Consider the following 18,956-nt stretch of genomic DNA (forward strand, 5'->3'; position numbering starts at 1 on the left):
TCCGCGCACGGCCGGATCTGTGCAGGCCGTCAGCGATCAGCTGAAGGGCTCATCAGGGCCGGACTTGCTGGTTTTTCGTGGATTCACGGCGGCAGCCTCCCGCTGCAGGTCAGCGAAGTCGACCGTCGCCACCACCGTGCCATGTTCGTCGCGCGCACCCACGGCCCATCCGAGCGGCGCTTCGCCCCGTGACAGTGCGTCTTGCCACAGGTCCTCGGCGGAGCGTTTGCATTCCTCAGCAGCTGCCTGAACGCTTGGAAACGACAAGCCGGTTACCGCGCGGATCCGGCCCTTTTCCTGGTATTCGAGGGTGTACAGGGACGCCTCCCGATTGTTGGGCTCGGAGGGTCCGTTTGGGGCGCCGTCCTCGAATTGGGCCGCATGGAGCAGCATGACCTTGGCCCTCGCAATCAACTCGCCGTCGGACAGGGTCGTCGGGGCGTCCAGGGTCACTGCGATCTGTTCGCCTCCCTCGCCCTGGAACTCCACCACCGGAGTGCCGGCATGGTCGACAGTGGTAGCCACGATTTGCATGCGATCCTCCTGCTACATCTGGTCGTTGTAAAGCGTCTTGGTCTTGCCTACCTGCCGGGCCAACTCGCCGAATGACGGGACTCCGGCTTCGTACTGCCCCCGATTGGCCAACAACAAAAGCCGCAGCGAAAAACAGATCGCGTCCCGGTTGGCGGGTGACATATCTTCGTAAACGCGCTCATCGCTGGTCACGGAGGCTTCGGCCTTGCGCAAAGCCACATCGATGTCATCGACCGACAACATGCCGCGATGGACGAGCGCGTTGTTGATTGCCGCGACCGCCATCATTAGGCCTTCGAGTTGGAGGTTCGCCGCGTTCATGTCCGATCCTTGACGTAGGCGCCGGGCTGACGACCCGATTTCGGCGCCTTGGCGTCTTTCGAATGCTCTGAAATGGCCGGCCCAGCGCCGGAGACTTTCTCCGTTGCCGGAGACGGCGTGGGATGGCGGCTCTGCCTTACCGCCGAGCGCGACCCGGGGACCGGAGCGGCTGGGACCTTGTCTGAGGGCATCACGGGACTCCTTGAATTGGCCTATCGAAACTTCCTATGCGAACGGAGGTTCCACCGTCGAAGCGGCAGCATTCTGCGTGTCGGCCGTTACCAAGGCCCGCTAGCGTAGCACGCCGGCCACGATCCCCAACTCGAGAGCCTCCCTGGCGTGGATGTAACAGTTTTTGGTCGCCCGCCGATAAAGCTCATCGGGGCTGAGCGTGCTTCCGGCGACGAGTTCCGTGAAGCCCTCCTTCTCCAATTGCTCCGCTGTCTCGAGCAAAGCCAGCTGCTCGCGAATGATCTGGATGCAAGACTTCATCGGGCCGTTAAGGGTTATGTTCGTCTCCATGCGCCGTTCATGCACAAGCAGAACCGCGTCCTCGGTAAGGAAGCGGCACGGCTTCGGGAAAGCGGCAAACACAGTCACGCCAGCCGAGTAGACATTCGTCTTGCCGACGCAATAAGCATTGCGGCCGCTGTGGCGACGAAAGAGCCGGACCTCATGAGCTATGCGTCGCGCCGCGTCGGCATCGCCGCCATTGGTGTTCAGTTCCATCAACATGTCCTGGCCACTATCGCGCACGTCTTGTAGGCGCCCAAGGAAGAAAGGCACCGTGCCCTCGTTGATCAGGCCGTTGATGGAAATGTTGGGCTCGAACAGCAGCTGCCGTTGGCTCGGGCCCTGGCCCGACGGCATTGCCTCCTCACGTGCGCCCCGCTCGGGTCGCGCGTCTTCATGGATAGTCATGTAGCGTTCCTCGATCGAGCCAATCAGGCCGCTTCTTGCAGGGCCCTTTGATTGACGCCCGCATCACCGAGCTTCGTCAGCGCTTCATCCGTCGCCTTCTCTTCCTTGAGCGTCTGCTCCAAAAGCGGAACCGCATCCTTCAGGCCAAGCAGGCCCGCCCAGGTCACCAAGGTCCCATAGCGGGCGATCTCGTAGTGTTCGACGGCCTGCGCTGCGGCTGTGAGCCCGGCATCGAGGGCCGGCGCATTCTCGAACTCCTCCAGGATCTCCTGCCCTTCCTCAAGAATGCCGTCGATCGCGGGGCAGACCTTGCCTTGGGCTCGCTTGCCGAAAATGTCGAAGACCTGCTGCAGGCGTTCAACCTGGGCCTCGGTTTCATCCCGATGCTTCTCGAAAGCGGCGGTCAGTTCGGCGGACTCCGCGCCCTTTGCCATCTTTTTGAGGGCGGCGAGTATCTTGCGCTCAGCGTAGTAAATGTCCTTCAGGCCGTCGTAAAACAGGTCTTCCAAGCCTTTTCTTTCTGCCATCTCTCTCTCCTGCTCCATTGGGCGTGCCAGGCACGCTGCAATCCAACCACCAGGCTGCCGGTTTGTTCCTCGTCGGCGCCCTCTTTCTCGGCACGTAGCCTTCCGCCTTAAGCTGAGGTGGCTGGCTCACAAGGGGCTATTGGAACCATGATGCCGGGGAGAAGTTCGGCGGCAGGAGGTATCATCATGTTCCCGACCAGAAGAACGCCATCCCAAGATCGAGGCGATGTCCAGGCAGGCAAAACGCATGACAAGACGCCCGGCTTCGACCCCGCGGCAGCGCCCTTAGAAACAGATGCGGAAGCCGCCGACACACCGGGTATCGCTGCTGCGGCTCCCTTGCGCGAGCCGGATTTCAACAACCAGGCTACCTTTGCCAATGCAATGCGACCGGTGGAAAGCGCGCCGCGCCCGCGCCGGAATTGGCCGTTACTTGTCATCGCCGCGGTCGTAGTTGTAGCAGCGGCGATTTTCGGCATCGCCGCATCGATGGGCTGAACGTTCCGCACCGATCAATGTCAGCGGTCATTCTGTCGCCGCTTTCGCTCGGCTTCGATCTCTTCGGGTTCCTTGTCGTCGATCTTGGCTGTCGTGCTGTCCGCCTTCGCAGAGGCGCGCAGCAGCTCGTCGAGCTTAGCATGCAAGGCTTGAGTGTCCCGATGCTCGGCGCGCTGTATGAACAGCGTCATCGCCCAGGTCGCCAGCGTCGCCACACCATGCCAGTCGAGACTGCTGCGTTCGAAAACCAGCCAAAGTCCGGTGTACGCAAAAAACACCAGAAAGGCGTACGGTCGCGACGTCACCGTACCGATCTTGGTAATGGCGCTCCTCACTTGATTGTTTGCCATTGTCATCGATCTCGAACGTCGCGCTACAAAGTCGACGACTCATCAGAGGCAAGGCCGCTTCCGACTTCCGCAACAAGCCTCACCGGAACTTTCAGAGTTGCACCTTGGCATTGTCGCCGACATCGGGCTTGGCCCCGGAAACTGCGGCGAAAACCATTTTCGCGGTGGCCATGACAAGCCCTGGGCTGTCCCACAATTCGCCTTCGTCCGGCGTGACCTTGATAAGCCTAATTTCAGGATCGCTGGCGCTTTCCCACCAGGCCTTGTCGGTCTTTTCCCAGAGCTCCGCGATTTTGCCTCTGTCGTTTGTCACTGCGGCCGACCCCGAGATCGTAACGTATTTGTAGTGGCTGCTGTCGCTCCAGGCCAACGTTACCTTGGGATATTTCGCCAACTGCTTGTTCTTGGCGCTGTCGTCATTGACGAGGAAATAGATGGCGCCCTCTTCCCTCCTGACGCGCGCCGAGAGAGGACGGGCGCGATTGTATTCCCCGTCCCACGTCACAAACATGCAGATGTCGATATCTCTGGCGAGCTCCCAAATCCGGTCCGTGGCCTGGACCGGGGTCAGGTCGCTATCTTGCTCTTGATCGTGGGTCATCAGTTGTCCTTCGGAACAGGGTGATTTGCTACAACTCCGGGAGGGTCTCGGCGTTCCACTTCAATCGCCGAGCGATACCACGCGGACCGGAGCCAACCCGACCCATTCCATCCGGGAACCCTCATCCCAATCGAGAGTTCTTGTCGGGCGAATTCACCGTTTGAACATGGCAAGAGACGTGCGGCCGAGCATCTCTGGAACGCGATCTGCTATCAGAAAGGCGGTCGCCGCCCGGACAAAGCTTGGTCGCTGGCTCGATAAACTCAAATATCTTGCGGTTGCCATCACCGCGGGTCTGGTCACGCTGGCGGCGATTAACCTGATGCCGAATCCACGGGCGCTGCGCACCATCGTCCCACACGTTTTCGATGCCGAGGATCCCGCATTCGCAAGGAGCATGAGCAGCTATTCAAACGGACAGATGTTCGATGCAAACGCCGTACAGACCCTGGTCAATGGCGACGAGATCTTTCCCGCGATGCTGCGAGCGATCCATGCTGCTCATTCCAGCATCGATATGGAAACCTACATCTACTGGTCGGGAACAGTGGGCTACGACTTCGCCATGGCCTTGGCTGCGAAGGCGCGAGATGGCGTCGAGGTTCGCGTGCTTGTCGACTGGGTCGGCAGCCTGCCCTTCGACGAAGACTTGATCCACGTCATGACCAGCGCCGGAGTGCGGTTTCAGCGTTATCGACCCGTCCATTGGTATACGATGGATCGGGTGAACAATCGAACCCACCGCAAGCTGCTCATAGTCGACGGGAAGATCGCATTTACCGGAGGCGTCGGGATCGCCGACAACTGGCTGGGAGACGCACGCAACCCGAACGAGTGGCGAGACACCCACTATCAGGTAGAAGGACCCGCCGTATCCGCCTTCCAGGCGGCGTTCGCCGAGAACTGGCTCGAGGCGGCAGGCGAAACTTTGCAGGGAGAAAAATTCTACCCGCCTTCTGAACCCGCAGGATCACTCAGCGCTCAATTGACCCTGGCTTCCCAGCCGAATGGTTCGGAAGACATGGAGTTGATGATGTTGGCCGCCATGGCTGCCGCCAAGGATCACCTGCGGATCGGAATGGCCTATTTCGTTCCGGACGACATTGCGATCCTGCAAATCTTGGACGCCAGGAAAAGAGGGGTCGCGGTCGACGTCATCGTGCCCAACTCGCTGACGGATGTCCCTATCGTGCGAAAAGGCTCGCGCTATTTCTGGGGCGAGTTGCTCAAAGCCGGGGTGCGCATCCACGAGTTTCAACCGACAATGTATCACCCCAAGCTGTTAATCGTGGATGATGTGTGGGCCAGCTTCGGCTCGGCCAACCTGGACGAGCGGTCACTGCGTCTCAACGACGAGGCCAATCTGAACATTTACGGCAAGGATTTCGCACAGACTCAGATCGATCTGTTCAACCAGGACCTTGGGCGGTCGAGGCAGATCAGTCTTGAAGAGTGGCAAGCGCGGCCGTGGACTGAAAAGGTGACGGATTGGTTGTCGAGCAGACTGCGCTCGCAGCTGTAGCGTCTGTGCAGACAAGCCGCACTAGTATGCCTCTGATCGAACGGGTGAGGCAGTGAACCTATGGCGAAGCATCTCTTCACGCTCAATAGCGCCTCATCAATGGCGATCGCCGGCCTTTGCCGCGATGCCCGTGCCGCAGTTGTAAAGGCTCTGCCTGGCGGCAAGCGGGCGGTGGAAGCCGCAAGAGGAGGCAGCGGATGGGTACGCATCCATTGTTCGCCGAATGGCCACTAACCCCGGCAGCAACTCTCGGATCATAGGTGCGCTGGGGCGCCTTCGAGGATGAAGGATTGTTGCGCCGCCAGCCAAGCACTGGGTCGGCGCGTTCGGATGGCATCTGCCGCACTACAGGGAGTTCCACTGCGCGAGCGGTCTGAACCATTTTGGACGCGGCGAGTTCCCTAACTGGAAACCCGGCTGCCTTCCAAGGATATGCGGATGTTCGAGAACTTCGTGCTCGAAACGATCGGAACGAAGAGTGGGCCGATACGGGTGAGGCATGGCGGATCTGGTCCGCCGCTGCTGCTCCTCCACGGCCATCCTCGCTCTCATATGACGTGGGGCCAAGTCGCGAATCTGCTGCTGGCCGATTTCAACGTCCTGTGCCCTGACCTTCCGGGCTTCGGGCGCTCTTACCAACCGAAGGATGACCCGGCGAGCCGATACTCGTCCAAACGAGCGAAGGCGAAGGCCTTGGTGGAGATGATGGAACGGTTAGGGTACCAGACCTTCGTCGTTGCCGGGCATGACCGTGGCAGTCTGGTCGCATTCAGGATGGCGATGGATCATCCCGACAGGGTGCGGAAGCTGATCACGGTAGACGGACTGCCGGTGCTGGAGCATCTGGAACGCGCCGATTGGACATTCGCCCGCGACTGGTACCACTGGTTCTTTTTCGCGCAGCCTGAAAAGCCCGAACGCGCCATCCTGGCGGGAAGCTCGGCAAGGATGCGCTGGTCTTCTGCACCCCGGATGGCGAAGCAATAGCGCCGTCTCGCGTTTCGGGAGCCTGGCGCGATACTATCGACCGCTTGAGGAAGCCAGCCGCGGAAGGCGCGCCAGCTACCATCGAGCTTCCCAAGGTGCGTTTCCATGACTTGAGACACACCCACGCCTCCGCCCTCATCGCTGGCGGGCTCGACGTGGTTGCAATTAGCCGCCGTCTGGGGCATGCGTCACCCGTCGTCACGCTGTCGGTCTACGCGCACTTGTTCAAGAGATCAGACGAAGGCGCGGCAGCGGCGATAGAAGCTGCGATGAGAACAGGCGCGGAACAGTAAACTGGCCGTCGGTGCCAATCCGGTGCCAAGTGAAAGTAAGTGGCTGGACCGGACCTCGCTTAAGTGCTTGTAATCGCAGCAGGCGGACGTGGCGGAATTGGTAGACGCAAGGGACTTAAAATCCCTCGATCTCTGATCGTACGGGTTCGATTCCCGTCGTCCGCACCATATTGAAATTGCTTATTAAATTGGCATTTTCAGATGTAGATGACGCCCCGGCTAGATTTGATCGGGGTATCCGTAAGGGTATCCGTACAAAAAGCCCGCCTCCCTTTCGAGGGACGGGCCTCGCGCGGCACGTCGACTTTGGGTTATGGCTGGTCAAAGGCCGCGCGCGGGTGCAAGTCGTCAGTTCCTTCCCCAAAGCTCCCGCTCATCATCATCAAGCTCGGCAGGCCGCAGATCCTTCTCGGCTACAATGGCGAACGCGCCCTCGTCGTCATACACGTTTTCGAGTTGCCAGTATCCGCGGTAGTGCGCAGGCGCCAAGACGAAGGCCTTAGCCGCGTTGTGGCCGTACTGCACGACCTGGCCGGGTTGAACTGCATTAAGCATTGCTGCGACTCCTCGTTGCGTTGCGATGTTGAACGTTATATAACGATGTTCAACAATCGTCAACAACAATGTTCAACATCGTTCAACAGGAGCAAAAATGATCCGCGCAGCAAGCATCGGCATTCGGCTGTCAGACGAGGTCAAAGCCGCATTGGACAAGGCAGCCAAGGCCGATAGACGCACGCTATCTGCATATGTCGAGCTTTTGATCGTTGCCGATCTAGAGGCCAAGGGCTTCCTTCCGAAGGCAGAGTAGAGGCGCGCCGCAGTTACCACGCTACAGCGCGCCCTGGCATTGAAGCGTCAATGCCGGCCCTTCCAAATGCCTGCCCCCCCGATCTCGGTAGGCTACAGAGCATATAAAAACGCCGGCAGCCAAGTCAAATACCGCTTTACCGAGATAACGCGACAGTAAAGCGGTAATCGCCGAAAGACAGATACCTGCAAGTACTCCCTCTGGACTCCGCAAGGATTTTATGGATTCATGCGCAATGATCGATATTCCGTCATTCGCTGGCCTTGGCACCATCTACACAGCAAAGGAAGCTGCGACGCGCCTCAAGATGACGCGGCGAGGCGTTATCACACTCGGCAAGCGTTATGGCTGCTGCTCCATGCACGGGAGATCCGTGCTATTCTCAGAGCAGGATCTTCTCGACATTTGGCAGGTCATGCGGGCGCCCGCCACGGAAACCAAGCCTGTTTCTGCGCGCGCCGTGGCGTTTTATTCGGCGGATACCTCCTACAAGGACTTGCTGCGCACCAAGCAACGCGACCGGGAAGAAAAACGCCGTCTCCGCAAGGAAAAGGACGCCGCAACGAGAGCGACGCCTCGAAGAGAAGCGCCTAGTGTCGCGTGCCAAAGTCGAGGCGAGAGCGGCAAAGCGCGCTGAGAAAGCGGCGATGACCGCGGCTAAGCGCGCCTCGGTTGAAGGCGAACAACTCGACCTCGCAAACAAGGATCCGTCGTACTGGACGCCGCAACGAAAGAAGCGGCTGCGGCGGGAACGCATCGCCCGGATGGAGAGCACGCCATGACGCCAGAGCCTCGCACCGTCACGAATGCTGCTCTCGACAAGCTACCGCTATTCGCGACCGACTTGGAAATAGCCATCGCAATCGTCGGCAAGCAGAACGCATCAAGGTGGAAGCGCGATGTGATCCCGGCGCTCGAGCGCAGAGGCTTTCCGAAATGGGACTCGTTGCACCAAGGGCGGGCCGTGCCGCACGTGCGCCAATTTTACGCCCTCTACCTTGGCATCACCGCTGGCTTCACGATGGCGCCGCCGCCAGACGGTGTCGACAAGGTGGGATCATGGCGACCGCGCGATCAGAACAGAGACGATTCGACCGCGAGCCATGCACCGGGAACTAACCCGGGAACAAACCTTCGGCGATCTCATGCGCAGCGCAAAGCGGAGGCTAAAGCCAACGCAGAGGCTTGGGCTGTGAAAAAGCGCAATGCCCTAGAGGCCCACCGGGCGAAGCGGGCAGCCGAGTCCGCTAACGGCCAATCCTGAATGCACTGTCTCGGCTCCGGGACAAAGCATACTTGCGTCCCGTCCACCGATCGAAGACCGTTCGCGCGAGCGAGGAAAGAGTCGGACCCGATCGATGTGGTTGGTACTTAAGGCGAACGAGTCAGACCAATACAATTGGCTGAAGATGTTCAAGCCCCCCTTCGATCCTCACGTCGAACTTATGTCTCATGATTCGGGCGACCAATTGCTCGTCCTCAAGACTAAAGAATTGGACGATCTCTCTACACTCAAGGACACCTACAACGTCGGCGAGGGCATAGTCCGCACCTTGAATGGAGTCGTCGCAGCCATAATGGAAAAGTCTGCTGTTGAGCCGGATGGCGCTGCCGAAATGCGCGGCGGCAAACTGATCCGCCATATGATGATGCGGACTGAAACAGCACACTTTTCTTTTGGCGGACCCTCGGCCGAATTCAACGTAATTGTTCGAAACAAGGAAGGAAACGTCGTCGTCCCACCGCCAGCGCCGACTGCCGCACAAAGCCGATATGCCGCATCGAGAAAAAACGAGCTGTTGACGCATGCGTTGAACTATTGCGCTGGCGAGCCTGGCTGGTTCGACCTCTATAAAGCGATGGAGTGTCTTGAGCAGGCGGGATTTGCGAAAAAGGGGCAAATGACTCGCTTTAGCCGGACTGCGAACTGGTTCCATCGTCACCATGACACGAAGAACCCTCCGCCGCCGAACCCCATGGATCTGTGGGAGGCGCGGAGGCTGTTGCGTGGACGCATCAATCAAGCCCTCGATGAACTTGCAACGCGATCGACGGATTGATGAGCGGTCGGCTCGTCATTGGCGAGTCAGCAACCTTGCACTACAAGCGATTGCGGGGGGGTGATAAGACACAGGAGCAAACTACTTTGGCCGACGAAAACATCGATGAACTGATCACCCTGACTGCAGACATCGTCTCTGCCTATGTTGGCAACAATCCCCTCCCCGTTTCAGGGTTGCCCGACCTCATCGCCTCGATCCATGCATCGTTGTCGGGTGTAGGCCAACCGACCGTGCCGGAGCAGCCCAAGCAAGATCCTGCAGTAAATCCGAAGCGTTCGGTATTTCCCGACTACATCATCTGCCTCGAAGACGGGAAGAAATTCAAGTCGTTGAAGCGCCATCTCGGCGTACACTATGGCCTTACCCCGGAAGAATATCGCGAGAAGTGGGGTTTGAAGGCGGACTATCCGATGGTTGCGCCCAACTATGCAGCCCAGCGTTCGGCGTTGGCGAAATCGACTGGGCTCGGGCGGAAGCCCGCGGCAAAACCGGCGAAGGGCGGCAAAAGGCGCTCGGCACAGTGACGGCGGAGCCCTGCCCGTTTTGCACAAGCTCTGACGTGATCCCACACGTGGCAGAAGGGCGAACGGTGATGAGATGCGAAGACTGCGGCGCATCCGGCCCGGTCTGCATCGACGAATTGAACGCCGTTAGAAGCTGGAATCGTCGTCCCGCTACACTTGATCAGGATTGGGACTAGCGGCCGTTTCCAGCAAGCATAGTCGACCCGCCCGAACGCGCGCGCCAAGTGTGCCATTTTAATACAATCCCCAATTTGTAGACTCCCATGGTGCATCGGCATCTAGTGTCTCCGTCCGTACCGGTGGAGGAGAAAGGCTGCGGATCGGGAGGAAAACCAATGTTTGCCCAGAAAGAAGACTATCGAACGAACAAGGCCGACTATTTGATCGCCGCGACGAAAGGCCGATCGGGCGTCGATGCCAGCCTCAATGAGACACTTGAAAGAAGGAGGAAATCGCTGTGGCTAAGAGATCCGGGAGCCGCCAGATTGGCCGCAAATCCGTGCGATAGCTTGCCAGCACCAAGAGCCAGACCACGCGGCGATTGACGACGGTATTGCTTCCTTCGAGGCCGCAGCAGCGCTTGAGGATACCCCCGGCTGCGCCTTATGGGTGGGTGCCGGGATGGGTGCCTGCAGGGTTATCTGGGCGCTTTCTGGGCGCACTTACTTCGGATGGTCGGCCTTCACCACAAGGCACGTATACGCTCGCTCGACTTGAAAAATGGCATCGTCTTTGGTCGCGACCTCCCCGCGCGAAGAGCCTTGAAACCAGAACCACTTGCCAGCAGATGGGCCATGCATCTCTTTCTTGATGCGGCCTGCATACTTGCTCTGAAACTCGGCCGAAAAGTCATATGGCACCGAGGCCCCGGCGATGACGGTCCGTCTCCAAGAGAGGTGGACTCGCGCGCCACGGTCAACAAGGCTTTGGAACGCGTCTTCCTTCGTTTCGAACGTGTGCGCGATGGCGCTGCCATCCACGACCTGCCAGCCGCGCTGATAGGCCAAGCGGACGGTGAAGCGATCGGTCACCCCCGGAACCTCTCGGTGTACCAGGTGATTTTGCCGCCGACCTTCATAGGCTTGTGAATCACCAGCCTCTTGGGAAGATGCTCGGGGTGGAGCTCGAGGAGCGTGATCTTCACCTGCGGTTTGCACCGGCTGCAGTCGAATTTCAGCTTCAACGGGTCGACGCCGCCGCCATAGACCATCATGAGATCGGCTGAACGGCAGTATCGGACATTGCCGCAACTGCATTCCGCCTTCACAAGCATGTTGTGCCGGGTCGCCTTGCCCAGCGTGTCGATCGGATCATGCGCCATGAGAACAGAAAAGGAACAAATTCCTTGCTCGTCAAGCCGTCATGTGGAATCTATCCCGCATGAGTGACGAACCTGCCAAGCTCGCCGACGGCATGACGCCGGCGCCGCGAGAGCGCGCCGGAGCGCTGGGCCACATGTGTGAGCACGCAGGCTGTGTGAAGCACGGAGGCTTCGGCTTTGCCCGGCCTCGCCTAGAGCCGCATTGGTTCTGTTTCGAGCACAGGGATGACGGTGAGCGTTATCTCTGAAGGGAGACGCACCTCACGGCCAGCAATATCTCGAACGTGGTTTAGCTGGTGAAACTATTTTCTGCCCCTCGCGTTTTTGCCGTCTCAAGTAGGTGGGCAGGTGGTACTTGGCAGAATTTAGGAAGTTCCGATGCCGGCAATGTCTCGGTGCCGGCAAGGTTTTTCAATGCGTAAAATGGCTGAGTTCAAACGGCACGTGTTGCCCGCAGGGGGTGCACCGACCCGGGTGCAAAGGTTCGACGATCAGATGCCCGATGTGTGGCGGCAGCGGTCTGCAAAGCCCTGAAATTATACGTCAAACAGATCAGTAGGCCCCAAGCCAATCTCGTCGATGATGTCGGGCGTGTTGTTCCGCGGCGAACCGACCTTGCTGTTGATCGGCCACATCTTCATCAAATCGGACGGAAATGGCTTCATCAGGTCGCGCGGATCAGGTTCCGGTCCGAGCCAGCGCATATAATCCGCCGGCGCCAGGATCACCGGCATGCGGTCATGGATCGTGGCCATGAGGTCGTTCGGCTCACAGGTGGCGATCGCGAAGGTCCGGATCAACTCGCCGGCGGCCTTGTCGGCGTACTCTTCCCAGATGCCAGCCATGGCAAAGGGCTCTCCAGACTTCATCGCGATGGCATAGGGCTGCTTCTTCTTGCCCGATGCATCGAGCTTCTGCCATTCGAAGTAGCCATCGACCGGTACTAGGCAGCGCCGCGCGGCATAGGCTTTGCGAAACAGACCATTGCTGGCGATTGTCTCGCAGCGCGCGTTGACAGGCGGCGGTCGACCACCACCGTCGCGAGCCCAGCCGGGCACAAGGCCCCACCGCGCCGAGACGAAGCCGGCCATGCTGGTCGACAACTCTTCGCGGACGATGATCGGATAGGCCAGACTGGGCGCGCCGTTCCAGAGCGGAAAGCTGTTGCCCAGTCGCTCGACCTCGCCGGCATGGGCGAATTCAAACCGACGAACCATGTCGGGGATTGTCGTCTTTACGAAAACGCGTCCGCACATTAGGGCATGCTCAATCGTTGCCGTTAGGGAAGGCCAAAATGGGAACGGAGTACGAACGAGTCAAGGTGCCCCGGTTGGATCAGTCTCGCCGATCGCGCCGCGCATTCGAAACGTGGGATGCGCAGTCGTCATTGCCAGGTACTCGCGACCTTTGTCCGATAGGGAGACCTGGTCCGTCACGCCCGCTTGATACAGTTGGATGAGCGCTGCCGCTAACAGTTCCGCCAAAATTGAGTCTCGGTGGATGTTTGCTGCGGTGCAAAGCCGATCGAATACCCGTTGCAGGAGGTCGATTTCTTCAGGTTGATATGCGTCAGGATTGGTAGCGCGAAACATCGCAGCTCCTCCGGCTTGGGGCGGAAGCGCGATAGTCGCTCACAGTCGGCGGAGCCCGTGGCAATTCCCGCCGATCTTCCAGCTTTATGCCTTGAGACTCATTGTGTCGTTATCAAATGGTAGTGTCTCAGTTTGAATTTCTGGACTGCTGAAGAACCTCGGTAACTTCCTCAACGAGTCTCCGGGCGCGGTCGGCTTCAGCCTTGACCTTGGCGCGGATTTTCTCGTTTTCAGCCCGCAGTTTTTCGGCCCGGTTGATAGCATCGGCGCTCATGTCGAGTGTGGCTCCCATTGGGCTCAACGTCCTCCCGGAAGCCCGGTTCCGGCTTAGGCTGCGCGCTTCTTATATGGTCCGTGCTTGCCCGGCCTTTAGGTCCGGTGGGCATTTATCCGAATAGCTCCGCATATTCATCGATGGCGAGGAACGCCTTGTGTACCGCTTCCGGGTCTAGGCGTTCGTCAACCACCAGATAATGAAAGTCCCTGAAAACGCCAGTGAGGCTTTGTGCCCCGCGCATCTTGCGGCGAGCCTGTACCAACACCGCGCCGCCCTTGTTAGAATATCCGTCAGTCCAGGCTACCTGGCCTTCGCCAACAATGCGGCCAACGGCAACTTCGCCGCGCATAGGGGATTCGTCATCCCATCCGCTCCAGGCTATCAATGCTTCATGCGCCTTCATCAAATTTCCCTGTGCTTTGCGTAAGCATAGGGCTTCAACGTTTGGGGTTTAAACCCGATCCTGCAACGGCTAAATTTCAAACTGAGACACTACCTATCAAATGACGCACTGCCCGCGCTTATCGAAGCGGCCGCGCACTCATTCCGGCACTCCGGGATCATGGAAGTGCGCTATCCAGTCCACCAGGGTCCGATACAGGCTTTCCACCTCATCGTCGATCTCGTCGCGCCGGATGCCGACGGCCTTCGCGTCGGCAAATAGCTTGTGAGTTAGGTCGTGTATCGAGACCGCGTCCGCCCTCGCGGTTTCCGGAACGTTGTTCTGGATCCATCGATGCAGGAAGTTGAGGCCGCGCGTGCTCATGCTGCGACAATTTTAGGGCGGCGCTTAGGTTCCTTCCGGGTTGGCGACGGCGGCCTCATCCGCCTCAGCTTCCACGGTCGCGGCAACCGGCCTGACCTCGCTGCCGATCGGCACGCCGTCGAAGCCCTGTAGCCAGGCATCGGCATGCTCCTGCCAGAGTCGGGCACCGTACGTTCCTTGCCGTCCTTGCGCGCCTGCGCCCCGTACATCCAGGCGTAATTCGCGCGCTCCTGATCCTTTTTTGCTACAGCCATCGCTACCCCCTAGCGGCCGAGAGGCTGCCTGGATAGCGCCACCAGTTCGGCTTCGTCGCTCACTCCGGCCATGTAGTTCGCGATGATTCGGGATGCGAGCGCGTCGCGCGCGTCAGGCGGAAGATCCGACTTGAGTTGGTCGAAAACCCGCCCGAGCAGTTCGACTTCGGATGGATCAAAGTGACCGGCTTCTTGAGCCTTATGTCGGATCGGCATAGCCTACCTCAACGAAACGAAATCCGGAATAAAAACCACAGCGCCCGCTAAAGGCAAGCCTCAGCTATCTTCCCAGAAATCCAGCAACTTGGCGTGGCGAAGCCCTTCCTCGCCCTTCAAGGTTTTCACCCGGCCGACAAGGCCAGGCTTCAGCCATTCGGCCTTGTCCCTTTTTTGGCCCTTCGGCACCGGGCCGCCGACCTTGCCCTGGACGCGGTCCCAGAGTGCCTTCCGCTTGTCTGCTTTGAACGCGACATTGGCGCCACCCTTGTAGCGGCCGGCGTCTGCCATCAGCACTTGCGCCGCGTTGCCCGGTTCACGCTGCACGCCGATGATCTCCATGTCCTTCTCTTCGAAACACTTGATCTTGCGCCACTGATTGGTCGGCCCGCTCCGATAGGTACTATCCCGTCGCTTCGACACCATCCCCTCAAGGTTGGCCTTGTCGACCAGGTGGAAGACGGCGTCACCAGTGCCTGGCATCGCCTCGCTGAATTGAATGCGTCCCCCTTCCGGGAGCATGCCTTGAAGAATCTCGCGGCGGTCCTGCAGAGGCATCGAACGCAGATCATGGCCATTGAGGTGGAGAAGGTCGAAGCCGACCAGATATAGGTCGGGCGATGGCCGCCGACCACTGACCGCCGCTTGCAAGGCATGGAAGTCGGAAAGGCCGGCTTCGTTGATCATGATGGTTTCGCCCTCGAAGATGAAGGTGTCCGCCTCGATGCCGGCGGCCTCTTCAGCGAGGAACCGGTATCTCCCGGTCCAGTCGAAACCTCGCTTGGTGTAGAACCGGATGCCGTCTTCATCCTTAATAGCCTGGGTACGGTAGCCGTCGAACTTGATTTCGTGAATCCACTCGTCTCCCTTGGGAGGGTCATCGTAAAGCTCGGGCTCCATTGGCCGGATGAACGTCAAACGCATGCACAGGACTCGGCAAAACCGCGATTCAATTAGCTTTATCTAAAATGGTTCCAAAACTCCAAACTCCCATCCGTGCGCCATGCAACAAAGCGGGACAAACCACGTTGCCTGCATCTGCGGAGGCGCCCGATGACGAAGTACGTGGTGGAAGAGATTTACGGCGGCGCGGTGGTGTCAGCTGGCGTGGTCTTGGAGGACGATCCGATAAAGGCCGCCGAGATACTGGCCGGTCAACCTGTGTCGGCAAGGGCACTTCAGGATCATTGGTTTCGCGTGGTCGATGAGGATCGGGCCGCCGTATATGAGTACAGCTTGGTCGGACCTGACCAGCGTCCAGACCTCTCTGGATCGACGAAGTTGTCAGACCTTGGCCTGCCAATCGCCGGCACAATGCACGGAGGCGGCTTCCCCCGCGACGAGGACCATTTCTACAATTGCCCGAGCTGCGGGCAGAAGGTCGATCAGCGCGATTTGCGCCAAGTCATGTGGCATGAAGTTCCTGGCCATGAGCCACTGGAGACAGAGCCCGCGACAATCCTCAGTTTCCCTCGACCAAAATAGAAAAGCCCGCCTGCCGGTCAGGGCAAGCGGGCTTTATGGAACATAAGGCAGAACTCAAGCCGGCGGAGGCGGCGGTGTAAACGATAGGGTCACGGCGGCTGTCACAACCGACAGGCGCTCGCGCTTCATCAGCGCTGGCTTCTCATAGGCTCTCTTCATAGTGGTGCTCCTCGCTTTACCCTCGGCGTAGAAACTGCATTACGTCGACAATTCTTGTCAACCGCCTGCGCCAGAGATCACCAGCTCGGCCGCCAGCCAGAAGCCACTGGCCATGAACAGCAGCACTACCATTGAAAACAGTAAAAGCCGCATGCGACGCCCGTCTCGTTGCAGATCGGCATTGTAGCACGGGCTAAAGAACAAAAAAGCCCGCTACCTTCCGGCAGCGGCAAGTCTGGTATGCCTGTATGATCCGCCCCTATTAGCCCGCCGCCCCATTCACGGCAGCGACGGGCGCCCCAGGGATGAATCAGGGGCATAACCCGAGGCGTTGGAACCCCGAGCTATTCGAACTAGGAAAAGCCCGCCACTGAGGAAGCAGTGACGGGCCTTGTTGGTCTGCTCAGTTGAGGGGACTGAGCATATGGTGAATTTCATAGCAGCGGTTTGGTTCCAGCAAAAAAGCCCCTCATGCCGAAGCACGAGGGGCGAAAACGAGCGGGCTACTTGCCGCGCCACACTTTGTAATAGATTTGCACGGCCAGCCATACGATGCCGAGGAACGTCAGCGTGAGGGACGCGCCGTCCTGAATGTATGGAAGCCAGAGAACGTTTGTCGTGGCCGCTGCGGCAATGCCGGTGGTTATGCGCTCTTGTATGACGGGGTCGTTGATCACTTCTTGCCACCCCGCAAAGCCGCATCGCGGTCATGATAGAAATCGCGCAGCGCCTTGTGTCTGCCGCCGCACTGAATGAGCGCCTTGCGATCAGATATCCACAGCCGCTCGACGTCACCTTGCTTCAACTCACCCTTCGGCAGGCGCACCGGACCAAGACAGGAAATCAGCAGCGACCTATCCGGATCGCTTAGCGTTGGCGGTTCACTAATGGACCGAGTCGATACGCAACCCGCTGCCGTCAGACAGGCAAACGCGATCGCGATCAGGGTCAGCGTTCGCTGCATCTGACAATTCCTTGATGTGGGCTTCTAGGGCTTGGTTTGCGGCCTCGAGTTCGTCCAGGCGCTTGGACTCATTCGCTTTGGCCTGCGCGTTGGCTTGCGCCTGGCGGGAAATCTCGGCTGCGGTCGCCGCTTTGACTTCGGCTTCGCGCTTGTCGTATTTCGCGGACCAGATGGCGGTGCTGTGCGCGCTGCCCAAATGGTAGGTGTAGCCAAACGCGCCGACGATCACCGCAGCTATCAGGCCGTACTTGATGAGGCTGGCGTAGCCACCTGTGAGCGTGTCTAGGAGACTCATGATTGCTCTACCTCAATACTTGTGCTGAATTGAGGATCGGAGGATGGGAGGTGAAAATGTTCGAGAAAGCCGAAATCGGTATTCCTTGCCCGAAATGCAGTCACAAGACCAACAAGACTATCGCTTGGATCAAGTCTCACGACGATTTCGTTTGTGCCGGATGCGGAACCACGATCGTGCTTGAGAAGAAAAAACTCCTTGCCGGACTCAAGGAAGTCGACAAGAGCGTAGCCGAACTCAAGAAAACACTCGGCCGCCTCGGAAAGCGATGATGGCAAGTCACTTGCTGACGCGCCGTCAAAACTGATTTTCAGCGTGTTCATGCGCCACCCACCTGCGGCAACCCGCTAACACAAAGCTCGGCCTCGCCGATGCGCTGTGCGTCGCCCATCTCGCGGCGAAGAACTAAGCCCTGTACGGTGTGGCCACCCGCCTTGTTGAACGCGGTCTGCGCTTCACAGGCTTGCCGGTATTGCTTGGCGGTCGCGAACTTGGCCGCCCGCGACTTACACGCCGCGCCTACGCCGAAGTTGTAGGCGCCCGACAGCAGCGACGCCTGCAGGCTGACCGGCAGGCTGGCGTAGCCTGCAATGCAGCGTGTAAGCGGCTTGTAGTAGTCCGCAACCACGCGCCTCATAAGCATGTCGTGACATTGCTCTTTCGTGCGCGTCATGCCGGCCTTTACCGGCTTGCCATCAATCTGCGTCTCGCCGTAGCAGATGTCGTAAATCTCGGCGTATCGATCCCAATGAGAATGAAGCACAAGGCCCTCCCAAGGGATAATCAGCGAGTTAACGGCGAGCGTAACGGCGGGTGGCGGGCTCGACGGCATAAGCGCAGCGCCCGCGGCGACCGCCGCAGCAGCAATAGCCGCAATGGCCCGCTTGCTGGGCCTAATTTTGTTTATCGGCATCGTCTGCCTCCTTGGCTGCGTCTTTCTCGAATTGCGTTAAAAGCCGCGCCGTCCAAGCGCCGCCAAGCAGCGCAAGCGTGAGCCACCACGGCAGGAAATCCATGTACGGAACGACGTTCAGGATGATGTCTACAGCCGCCGCTAGCTCAATGAGCCGCAGCGACCAGGCGCGTTTAAGCACCCGCTCGACGTCGGGGATGAGGCGCATTTTGTCCTTGGGGTTTTGTTACAGTTTCGCTGCCGCCACGAAAAACGCGCGTCAGTCGTTTTGCTGTCCCATCGAGACGAGCCGGTTCTTTACATTTTTGTAAATTGCACTCGATGGCCAACCGACGCGATGCTGGCTGGCGGCTTGGTTTTGCCACCCGACTTGTTGGGCAACAGAGCACCAGGTTGACAGGGCCGAGCCGCGCTCAATTGGCAACCATTACGTGATCGCACCATCTCTCTTTAGCAGCGACTCATTTACGTGTTGCCCCGCGGCGGATCCGAGCGAACCGCCCGGCCGGCGCTCATTTAAACCCAAGCCCCCCCGCCCAATGAGCGCCGGCCAACTCTTTCGAAGGCAGTGCAGAAAAAGCCCGCGTGCGTTGGCGTGCACGCGGGCCGATCAGGCTGAAGCCGATGTTCGGCAGGTGACACCGCCCTGCCGCCAAAAGAAAGCTTTAGAGGCGCCTGATGTTCCGCCCAATCGCTGCGTGACGTAGCGGCAATGGCAGGGCGCCTGACGTTGCGGCAATGCCGGAACACACAGGGAACAAA

The 18,956-nt window shown here is 59.2% G+C and carries 34 protein-coding genes, 1 tRNA gene and 1 pseudogene; 14 read left to right on the top strand and 22 right to left on the bottom strand.

All coding sequences use genetic code 11. From position 1 onward, the window contains the following. Positions 1 to 36: 36 nt before the first annotated feature. The 4 genes from EN845_RS01075 to EN845_RS01095 form a co-directional block, all read right to left on the bottom strand. Positions 37 to 534, bottom strand: a complete 498-nt coding sequence (locus tag EN845_RS01075; RefSeq protein ID WP_127869449.1) for a hypothetical protein — start codon at positions 532 to 534, stop codon at positions 37 to 39. Positions 535 to 546: 12 nt separating this feature from the next. Then, a complete protein-coding gene (locus EN845_RS01080; RefSeq protein ID WP_127869450.1) occupies positions 547 to 855 on the bottom strand; it encodes a hypothetical protein in 309 nt (102 codons plus the stop codon). Between the two features lie 291 nt (positions 856 to 1,146). Further along, a complete protein-coding gene (locus EN845_RS01090; RefSeq protein WP_127869451.1) occupies positions 1,147 to 1,776 on the bottom strand; it encodes an ATP-dependent Clp protease proteolytic subunit in 630 nt (209 codons plus the stop codon). A gap of 23 nt (positions 1,777 to 1,799) precedes the next feature. Beyond that, on the bottom strand, positions 1,800 to 2,303 hold the full coding sequence (locus tag EN845_RS01095) for a ferritin-like domain-containing protein (RefSeq protein WP_167531225.1): 504 nt from the start codon (positions 2,301 to 2,303) through the stop codon (positions 1,800 to 1,802). Positions 2,304 to 2,489: 186 nt separating this feature from the next. On the opposite strand from EN845_RS01095, the gene EN845_RS01100 reads away from it, so the two are divergent. Beyond that, on the top strand, positions 2,490 to 2,801 hold the full coding sequence (locus tag EN845_RS01100; RefSeq protein ID WP_127869453.1) for a hypothetical protein: 312 nt from the start codon (positions 2,490 to 2,492) through the stop codon (positions 2,799 to 2,801). Positions 2,802 to 2,821: 20 nt separating this feature from the next. Here the strand turns inward: EN845_RS01100 and EN845_RS01105 are convergent, their stop codons facing one another. Next, the gene (locus EN845_RS01105; RefSeq protein ID WP_348630714.1) at positions 2,822 to 3,157 is read right to left on the bottom strand and encodes a low affinity iron permease family protein; all 336 of its coding nucleotides are present in this window, start codon (positions 3,155 to 3,157) and stop codon (positions 2,822 to 2,824) included. 85 nt (positions 3,158 to 3,242) lie between these two features. Next, on the bottom strand, positions 3,243 to 3,752 hold the full coding sequence (locus tag EN845_RS01110) for a pyridoxamine 5'-phosphate oxidase family protein (RefSeq protein WP_127280084.1): 510 nt from the start codon (positions 3,750 to 3,752) through the stop codon (positions 3,243 to 3,245). Positions 3,753 to 3,930: 178 nt separating this feature from the next. Here EN845_RS01110 and EN845_RS01115 point away from each other — a divergent pair, with 178 nt between their 5' ends. The 4 genes and pseudogenes from EN845_RS01115 to EN845_RS01130 all read left to right on the top strand — a co-directional run bounded on the left by EN845_RS01115 (position 3,931) and on the right by EN845_RS01130 (position 6,722). Beyond that, positions 3,931 to 5,274 (top strand): phospholipase D-like domain-containing protein, encoded by a 1,344-nt coding sequence (locus tag EN845_RS01115; RefSeq protein ID WP_245511608.1) that lies wholly within the window; start codon positions 3,931 to 3,933, stop codon positions 5,272 to 5,274. Between the two features lie 438 nt (positions 5,275 to 5,712). Continuing rightward, positions 5,713 to 6,255, top strand: a pseudogene (locus EN845_RS01120) (alpha/beta fold hydrolase); the annotation flags it as partial. Positions 6,256 to 6,257: 2 nt separating this feature from the next. Next, positions 6,258 to 6,554 carry a tyrosine-type recombinase/integrase gene (locus EN845_RS01125; RefSeq protein ID WP_245464497.1) on the top strand — a complete coding sequence of 99 codons (297 nt, stop codon included), beginning with the start codon at positions 6,258 to 6,260 and terminating at the stop codon, positions 6,552 to 6,554. 82 nt (positions 6,555 to 6,636) lie between these two features. Continuing rightward, positions 6,637 to 6,722: transfer RNA gene (locus EN845_RS01130), tRNA-Leu, on the top strand. Positions 6,723 to 6,902: 180 nt separating this feature from the next. Here EN845_RS01130 and EN845_RS01135 read toward each other — a convergent pair. Then, positions 6,903 to 7,109 carry a hypothetical protein gene (locus tag EN845_RS01135; RefSeq protein WP_127869454.1) on the bottom strand — a complete coding sequence of 69 codons (207 nt, stop codon included), beginning with the start codon at positions 7,107 to 7,109 and terminating at the stop codon, positions 6,903 to 6,905. Between the two features lie 97 nt (positions 7,110 to 7,206). Here EN845_RS01135 and EN845_RS01140 point away from each other — a divergent pair, with 97 nt between their 5' ends. The 7 genes from EN845_RS01140 (at position 7,207) to EN845_RS01170 (ending at position 10,497) form a co-directional block, all read left to right on the top strand. Beyond that, entirely contained in the window at positions 7,207 to 7,365 is a 159-nt protein-coding gene (locus tag EN845_RS01140) for a DUF1778 domain-containing protein (protein WP_127869455.1), read from the top strand. A gap of 235 nt (positions 7,366 to 7,600) precedes the next feature. Then, a complete protein-coding gene (locus EN845_RS01145) occupies positions 7,601 to 8,002 on the top strand; it encodes a hypothetical protein (protein WP_127869456.1) in 402 nt (133 codons plus the stop codon). A gap of 10 nt (positions 8,003 to 8,012) precedes the next feature. Then, positions 8,013 to 8,147 carry a hypothetical protein gene (locus EN845_RS36610; protein WP_281040947.1) on the top strand — a complete coding sequence of 45 codons (135 nt, stop codon included), beginning with the start codon at positions 8,013 to 8,015 and terminating at the stop codon, positions 8,145 to 8,147. After that, positions 8,144 to 8,629, top strand: coding sequence for a hypothetical protein (locus EN845_RS35245; protein WP_189522861.1), 486 nt, complete (start codon positions 8,144 to 8,146; stop codon positions 8,627 to 8,629). The genes EN845_RS36610 and EN845_RS35245 overlap by 4 nt, the downstream gene beginning before the upstream one ends. A gap of 94 nt (positions 8,630 to 8,723) precedes the next feature. Beyond that, on the top strand, positions 8,724 to 9,425 hold the full coding sequence (locus EN845_RS01155) for a hypothetical protein (protein ID WP_127869457.1): 702 nt from the start codon (positions 8,724 to 8,726) through the stop codon (positions 9,423 to 9,425). An 86-nt stretch (positions 9,426 to 9,511) separates the two neighbouring features. Then, entirely contained in the window at positions 9,512 to 9,952 is a 441-nt protein-coding gene (locus tag EN845_RS01160; protein WP_245511609.1) for a MucR family transcriptional regulator, read from the top strand. A gap of 335 nt (positions 9,953 to 10,287) precedes the next feature. After that, the gene (locus EN845_RS01170) at positions 10,288 to 10,497 is read left to right on the top strand and encodes a hypothetical protein (RefSeq protein ID WP_127869460.1); all 210 of its coding nucleotides are present in this window, start codon (positions 10,288 to 10,290) and stop codon (positions 10,495 to 10,497) included. Between the two features lie 117 nt (positions 10,498 to 10,614). Here EN845_RS01170 and EN845_RS01175 read toward each other — a convergent pair whose 3' ends face one another. Together EN845_RS01175 and EN845_RS01180 are read right to left on the bottom strand one after the other, a co-directional pair. Continuing rightward, entirely contained in the window at positions 10,615 to 10,983 is a 369-nt protein-coding gene (locus tag EN845_RS01175) for a hypothetical protein (RefSeq protein WP_135906789.1), read from the bottom strand. Next, positions 10,980 to 11,273: a hypothetical protein gene (locus tag EN845_RS01180; protein ID WP_127869462.1), complete on the bottom strand. Its 294-nt coding sequence runs from the start codon at positions 11,271 to 11,273 to the stop codon at positions 10,980 to 10,982. Before EN845_RS01180 ends, EN845_RS01175 begins: the two co-directional genes overlap by 4 nt. A gap of 59 nt (positions 11,274 to 11,332) precedes the next feature. Between EN845_RS01180 and EN845_RS01185 the strand changes: the two genes are divergently transcribed. Further along, positions 11,333 to 11,521 (top strand): hypothetical protein, encoded by a 189-nt coding sequence (locus EN845_RS01185; RefSeq protein WP_127869463.1) that lies wholly within the window; start codon positions 11,333 to 11,335, stop codon positions 11,519 to 11,521. A 288-nt stretch (positions 11,522 to 11,809) separates the two neighbouring features. Here EN845_RS01185 and EN845_RS01190 read toward each other — a convergent pair whose 3' ends face one another. From EN845_RS01190 to EN845_RS01220, 7 genes are all read right to left on the bottom strand, one after another. Beyond that, positions 11,810 to 12,529: an SOS response-associated peptidase gene (locus tag EN845_RS01190; protein WP_127869464.1), complete on the bottom strand. Its 720-nt coding sequence runs from the start codon at positions 12,527 to 12,529 to the stop codon at positions 11,810 to 11,812. A gap of 60 nt (positions 12,530 to 12,589) precedes the next feature. Then, on the bottom strand, positions 12,590 to 12,865 hold the full coding sequence (locus EN845_RS01195) for a hypothetical protein (RefSeq protein WP_127869465.1): 276 nt from the start codon (positions 12,863 to 12,865) through the stop codon (positions 12,590 to 12,592). A gap of 127 nt (positions 12,866 to 12,992) precedes the next feature. After that, a complete protein-coding gene (locus tag EN845_RS35255; RefSeq protein WP_167531223.1) occupies positions 12,993 to 13,139 on the bottom strand; it encodes a hypothetical protein in 147 nt (48 codons plus the stop codon). 112 nt (positions 13,140 to 13,251) lie between these two features. Next, entirely contained in the window at positions 13,252 to 13,545 is a 294-nt protein-coding gene (locus tag EN845_RS01200; RefSeq protein ID WP_127869466.1) for a hypothetical protein, read from the bottom strand. A gap of 138 nt (positions 13,546 to 13,683) precedes the next feature. Beyond that, the gene (locus EN845_RS01205) at positions 13,684 to 13,908 is read right to left on the bottom strand and encodes a DUF768 domain-containing protein (RefSeq protein WP_127869467.1); all 225 of its coding nucleotides are present in this window, start codon (positions 13,906 to 13,908) and stop codon (positions 13,684 to 13,686) included. 263 nt (positions 13,909 to 14,171) lie between these two features. Next, a complete protein-coding gene (locus EN845_RS01215; protein WP_127869468.1) occupies positions 14,172 to 14,378 on the bottom strand; it encodes a hypothetical protein in 207 nt (68 codons plus the stop codon). Positions 14,379 to 14,438: 60 nt separating this feature from the next. Beyond that, a complete protein-coding gene (locus tag EN845_RS01220) occupies positions 14,439 to 15,302 on the bottom strand; it encodes an ATP-dependent DNA ligase (protein ID WP_127869469.1) in 864 nt (287 codons plus the stop codon). Between the two features lie 129 nt (positions 15,303 to 15,431). Here EN845_RS01220 and EN845_RS01225 point away from each other — a divergent pair, with 129 nt between their 5' ends. Continuing rightward, the gene (locus EN845_RS01225) at positions 15,432 to 15,863 is read left to right on the top strand and encodes a hypothetical protein (protein ID WP_127869470.1); all 432 of its coding nucleotides are present in this window, start codon (positions 15,432 to 15,434) and stop codon (positions 15,861 to 15,863) included. A 662-nt stretch (positions 15,864 to 16,525) separates the two neighbouring features. Here the strand turns inward: EN845_RS01225 and EN845_RS35260 are convergent. The 6 genes from EN845_RS35260 to EN845_RS01250 are packed head-to-tail and all read right to left on the bottom strand — an operon-like array spanning position 16,526 to position 18,402. Beyond that, entirely contained in the window at positions 16,526 to 16,699 is a 174-nt protein-coding gene (locus EN845_RS35260) for a hypothetical protein (RefSeq protein WP_167531222.1), read from the bottom strand. Further along, positions 16,696 to 16,986, bottom strand: a complete 291-nt coding sequence (locus EN845_RS35945) for a dehydrogenase (RefSeq protein ID WP_245511610.1) — start codon at positions 16,984 to 16,986, stop codon at positions 16,696 to 16,698. The genes EN845_RS35260 and EN845_RS35945 overlap by 4 nt, the downstream gene beginning before the upstream one ends. Continuing rightward, positions 16,907 to 17,281 (bottom strand): hypothetical protein, encoded by a 375-nt coding sequence (locus EN845_RS01235; RefSeq protein WP_127869471.1) that lies wholly within the window; start codon positions 17,279 to 17,281, stop codon positions 16,907 to 16,909. Before EN845_RS01235 ends, EN845_RS35945 begins: the two co-directional genes overlap by 80 nt. Next, positions 17,278 to 17,604: a hypothetical protein gene (locus EN845_RS01240; RefSeq protein ID WP_127869472.1), complete on the bottom strand. Its 327-nt coding sequence runs from the start codon at positions 17,602 to 17,604 to the stop codon at positions 17,278 to 17,280. The genes EN845_RS01235 and EN845_RS01240 overlap by 4 nt, the downstream gene beginning before the upstream one ends. Next, entirely contained in the window at positions 17,601 to 18,194 is a 594-nt protein-coding gene (locus tag EN845_RS01245) for a lysozyme (protein WP_127869473.1), read from the bottom strand. The genes EN845_RS01240 and EN845_RS01245 overlap by 4 nt, the downstream gene beginning before the upstream one ends. Further along, positions 18,175 to 18,402 carry a hypothetical protein gene (locus tag EN845_RS01250; RefSeq protein WP_127869474.1) on the bottom strand — a complete coding sequence of 76 codons (228 nt, stop codon included), beginning with the start codon at positions 18,400 to 18,402 and terminating at the stop codon, positions 18,175 to 18,177. The genes EN845_RS01245 and EN845_RS01250 overlap by 20 nt, the downstream gene beginning before the upstream one ends. Positions 18,403 to 18,956 lie beyond the last annotated feature (554 nt).

Origin of the sequence: Mesorhizobium sp. M8A.F.Ca.ET.202.01.1.1, assembly GCF_004791595.1 — a bacterium.
Taxonomy (GTDB): domain Bacteria; phylum Pseudomonadota; class Alphaproteobacteria; order Rhizobiales; family Rhizobiaceae; genus Mesorhizobium.

Bases quoted from the DNA above. Each gene is read 5' to 3' on its own strand.
- EN845_RS01250 (WP_127869474.1), bottom strand. From the start codon at position 18,402: ATGCGCCTCATCCCCGACGTCGAGCGGGTGCTTAAACGCGCCTGGTCG.
- EN845_RS01190 (WP_127869464.1), bottom strand. From the start codon at position 12,529: ATGTGCGGACGCGTTTTCGTAAAGACGACAATCCCCGACATGGTTCGT.
- EN845_RS01220 (WP_127869469.1), bottom strand. From the start codon at position 15,302: ATGCGTTTGACGTTCATCCGGCCAATGGAGCCCGAGCTTTACGATGAC.
- EN845_RS01135 (WP_127869454.1), bottom strand. From the start codon at position 7,109: ATGCTTAATGCAGTTCAACCCGGCCAGGTCGTGCAGTACGGCCACAAC.
- EN845_RS36610 (WP_281040947.1), top strand. From the start codon at position 8,013: ATGACCGCGGCTAAGCGCGCCTCGGTTGAAGGCGAACAACTCGACCTC.
- EN845_RS01225 (WP_127869470.1), top strand. From the start codon at position 15,432: ATGACGAAGTACGTGGTGGAAGAGATTTACGGCGGCGCGGTGGTGTCA.
- EN845_RS01110 (WP_127280084.1), bottom strand. From the start codon at position 3,752: ATGACCCACGATCAAGAGCAAGATAGCGACCTGACCCCGGTCCAGGCC.
- EN845_RS35945 (WP_245511610.1), bottom strand. From the start codon at position 16,986: ATGCAGCGAACGCTGACCCTGATCGCGATCGCGTTTGCCTGTCTGACG.
- EN845_RS01245 (WP_127869473.1), bottom strand. From the start codon at position 18,194: ATGCCGATAAACAAAATTAGGCCCAGCAAGCGGGCCATTGCGGCTATT.
- EN845_RS01145 (WP_127869456.1), top strand. From the start codon at position 7,601: ATGATCGATATTCCGTCATTCGCTGGCCTTGGCACCATCTACACAGCA.
- EN845_RS01170 (WP_127869460.1), top strand. From the start codon at position 10,288: ATGTTTGCCCAGAAAGAAGACTATCGAACGAACAAGGCCGACTATTTG.
- EN845_RS01095 (WP_167531225.1), bottom strand. From the start codon at position 2,303: ATGGCAGAAAGAAAAGGCTTGGAAGACCTGTTTTACGACGGCCTGAAG.
- EN845_RS01105 (WP_348630714.1), bottom strand. From the start codon at position 3,157: ATGACAATGGCAAACAATCAAGTGAGGAGCGCCATTACCAAGATCGGT.
- EN845_RS01215 (WP_127869468.1), bottom strand. From the start codon at position 14,378: ATGCCGATCCGACATAAGGCTCAAGAAGCCGGTCACTTTGATCCATCC.
- EN845_RS01075 (WP_127869449.1), bottom strand. From the start codon at position 534: ATGCAAATCGTGGCTACCACTGTCGACCATGCCGGCACTCCGGTGGTG.
- EN845_RS01185 (WP_127869463.1), top strand. From the start codon at position 11,333: ATGAGTGACGAACCTGCCAAGCTCGCCGACGGCATGACGCCGGCGCCG.
- EN845_RS01235 (WP_127869471.1), bottom strand. From the start codon at position 17,281: ATGAGTCTCCTAGACACGCTCACAGGTGGCTACGCCAGCCTCATCAAG.
- EN845_RS01090 (WP_127869451.1), bottom strand. From the start codon at position 1,776: ATGACTATCCATGAAGACGCGCGACCCGAGCGGGGCGCACGTGAGGAG.
- EN845_RS35255 (WP_167531223.1), bottom strand. From the start codon at position 13,139: ATGAGCGCCGATGCTATCAACCGGGCCGAAAAACTGCGGGCTGAAAAC.
- EN845_RS01155 (WP_127869457.1), top strand. From the start codon at position 8,724: ATGTGGTTGGTACTTAAGGCGAACGAGTCAGACCAATACAATTGGCTG.
- EN845_RS01240 (WP_127869472.1), bottom strand. From the start codon at position 17,604: ATGAACACGCTGAAAATCAGTTTTGACGGCGCGTCAGCAAGTGACTTG.
- EN845_RS01140 (WP_127869455.1), top strand. From the start codon at position 7,207: ATGATCCGCGCAGCAAGCATCGGCATTCGGCTGTCAGACGAGGTCAAA.
- EN845_RS01080 (WP_127869450.1), bottom strand. From the start codon at position 855: ATGAACGCGGCGAACCTCCAACTCGAAGGCCTAATGATGGCGGTCGCG.
- EN845_RS01180 (WP_127869462.1), bottom strand. From the start codon at position 11,273: ATGGCGCATGATCCGATCGACACGCTGGGCAAGGCGACCCGGCACAAC.
- EN845_RS01100 (WP_127869453.1), top strand. From the start codon at position 2,490: ATGTTCCCGACCAGAAGAACGCCATCCCAAGATCGAGGCGATGTCCAG.
- EN845_RS01200 (WP_127869466.1), bottom strand. From the start codon at position 13,545: ATGAAGGCGCATGAAGCATTGATAGCCTGGAGCGGATGGGATGACGAA.
- EN845_RS01195 (WP_127869465.1), bottom strand. From the start codon at position 12,865: ATGTTTCGCGCTACCAATCCTGACGCATATCAACCTGAAGAAATCGAC.
- EN845_RS35245 (WP_189522861.1), top strand. From the start codon at position 8,144: ATGACGCCAGAGCCTCGCACCGTCACGAATGCTGCTCTCGACAAGCTA.
- EN845_RS01205 (WP_127869467.1), bottom strand. From the start codon at position 13,908: ATGAGCACGCGCGGCCTCAACTTCCTGCATCGATGGATCCAGAACAAC.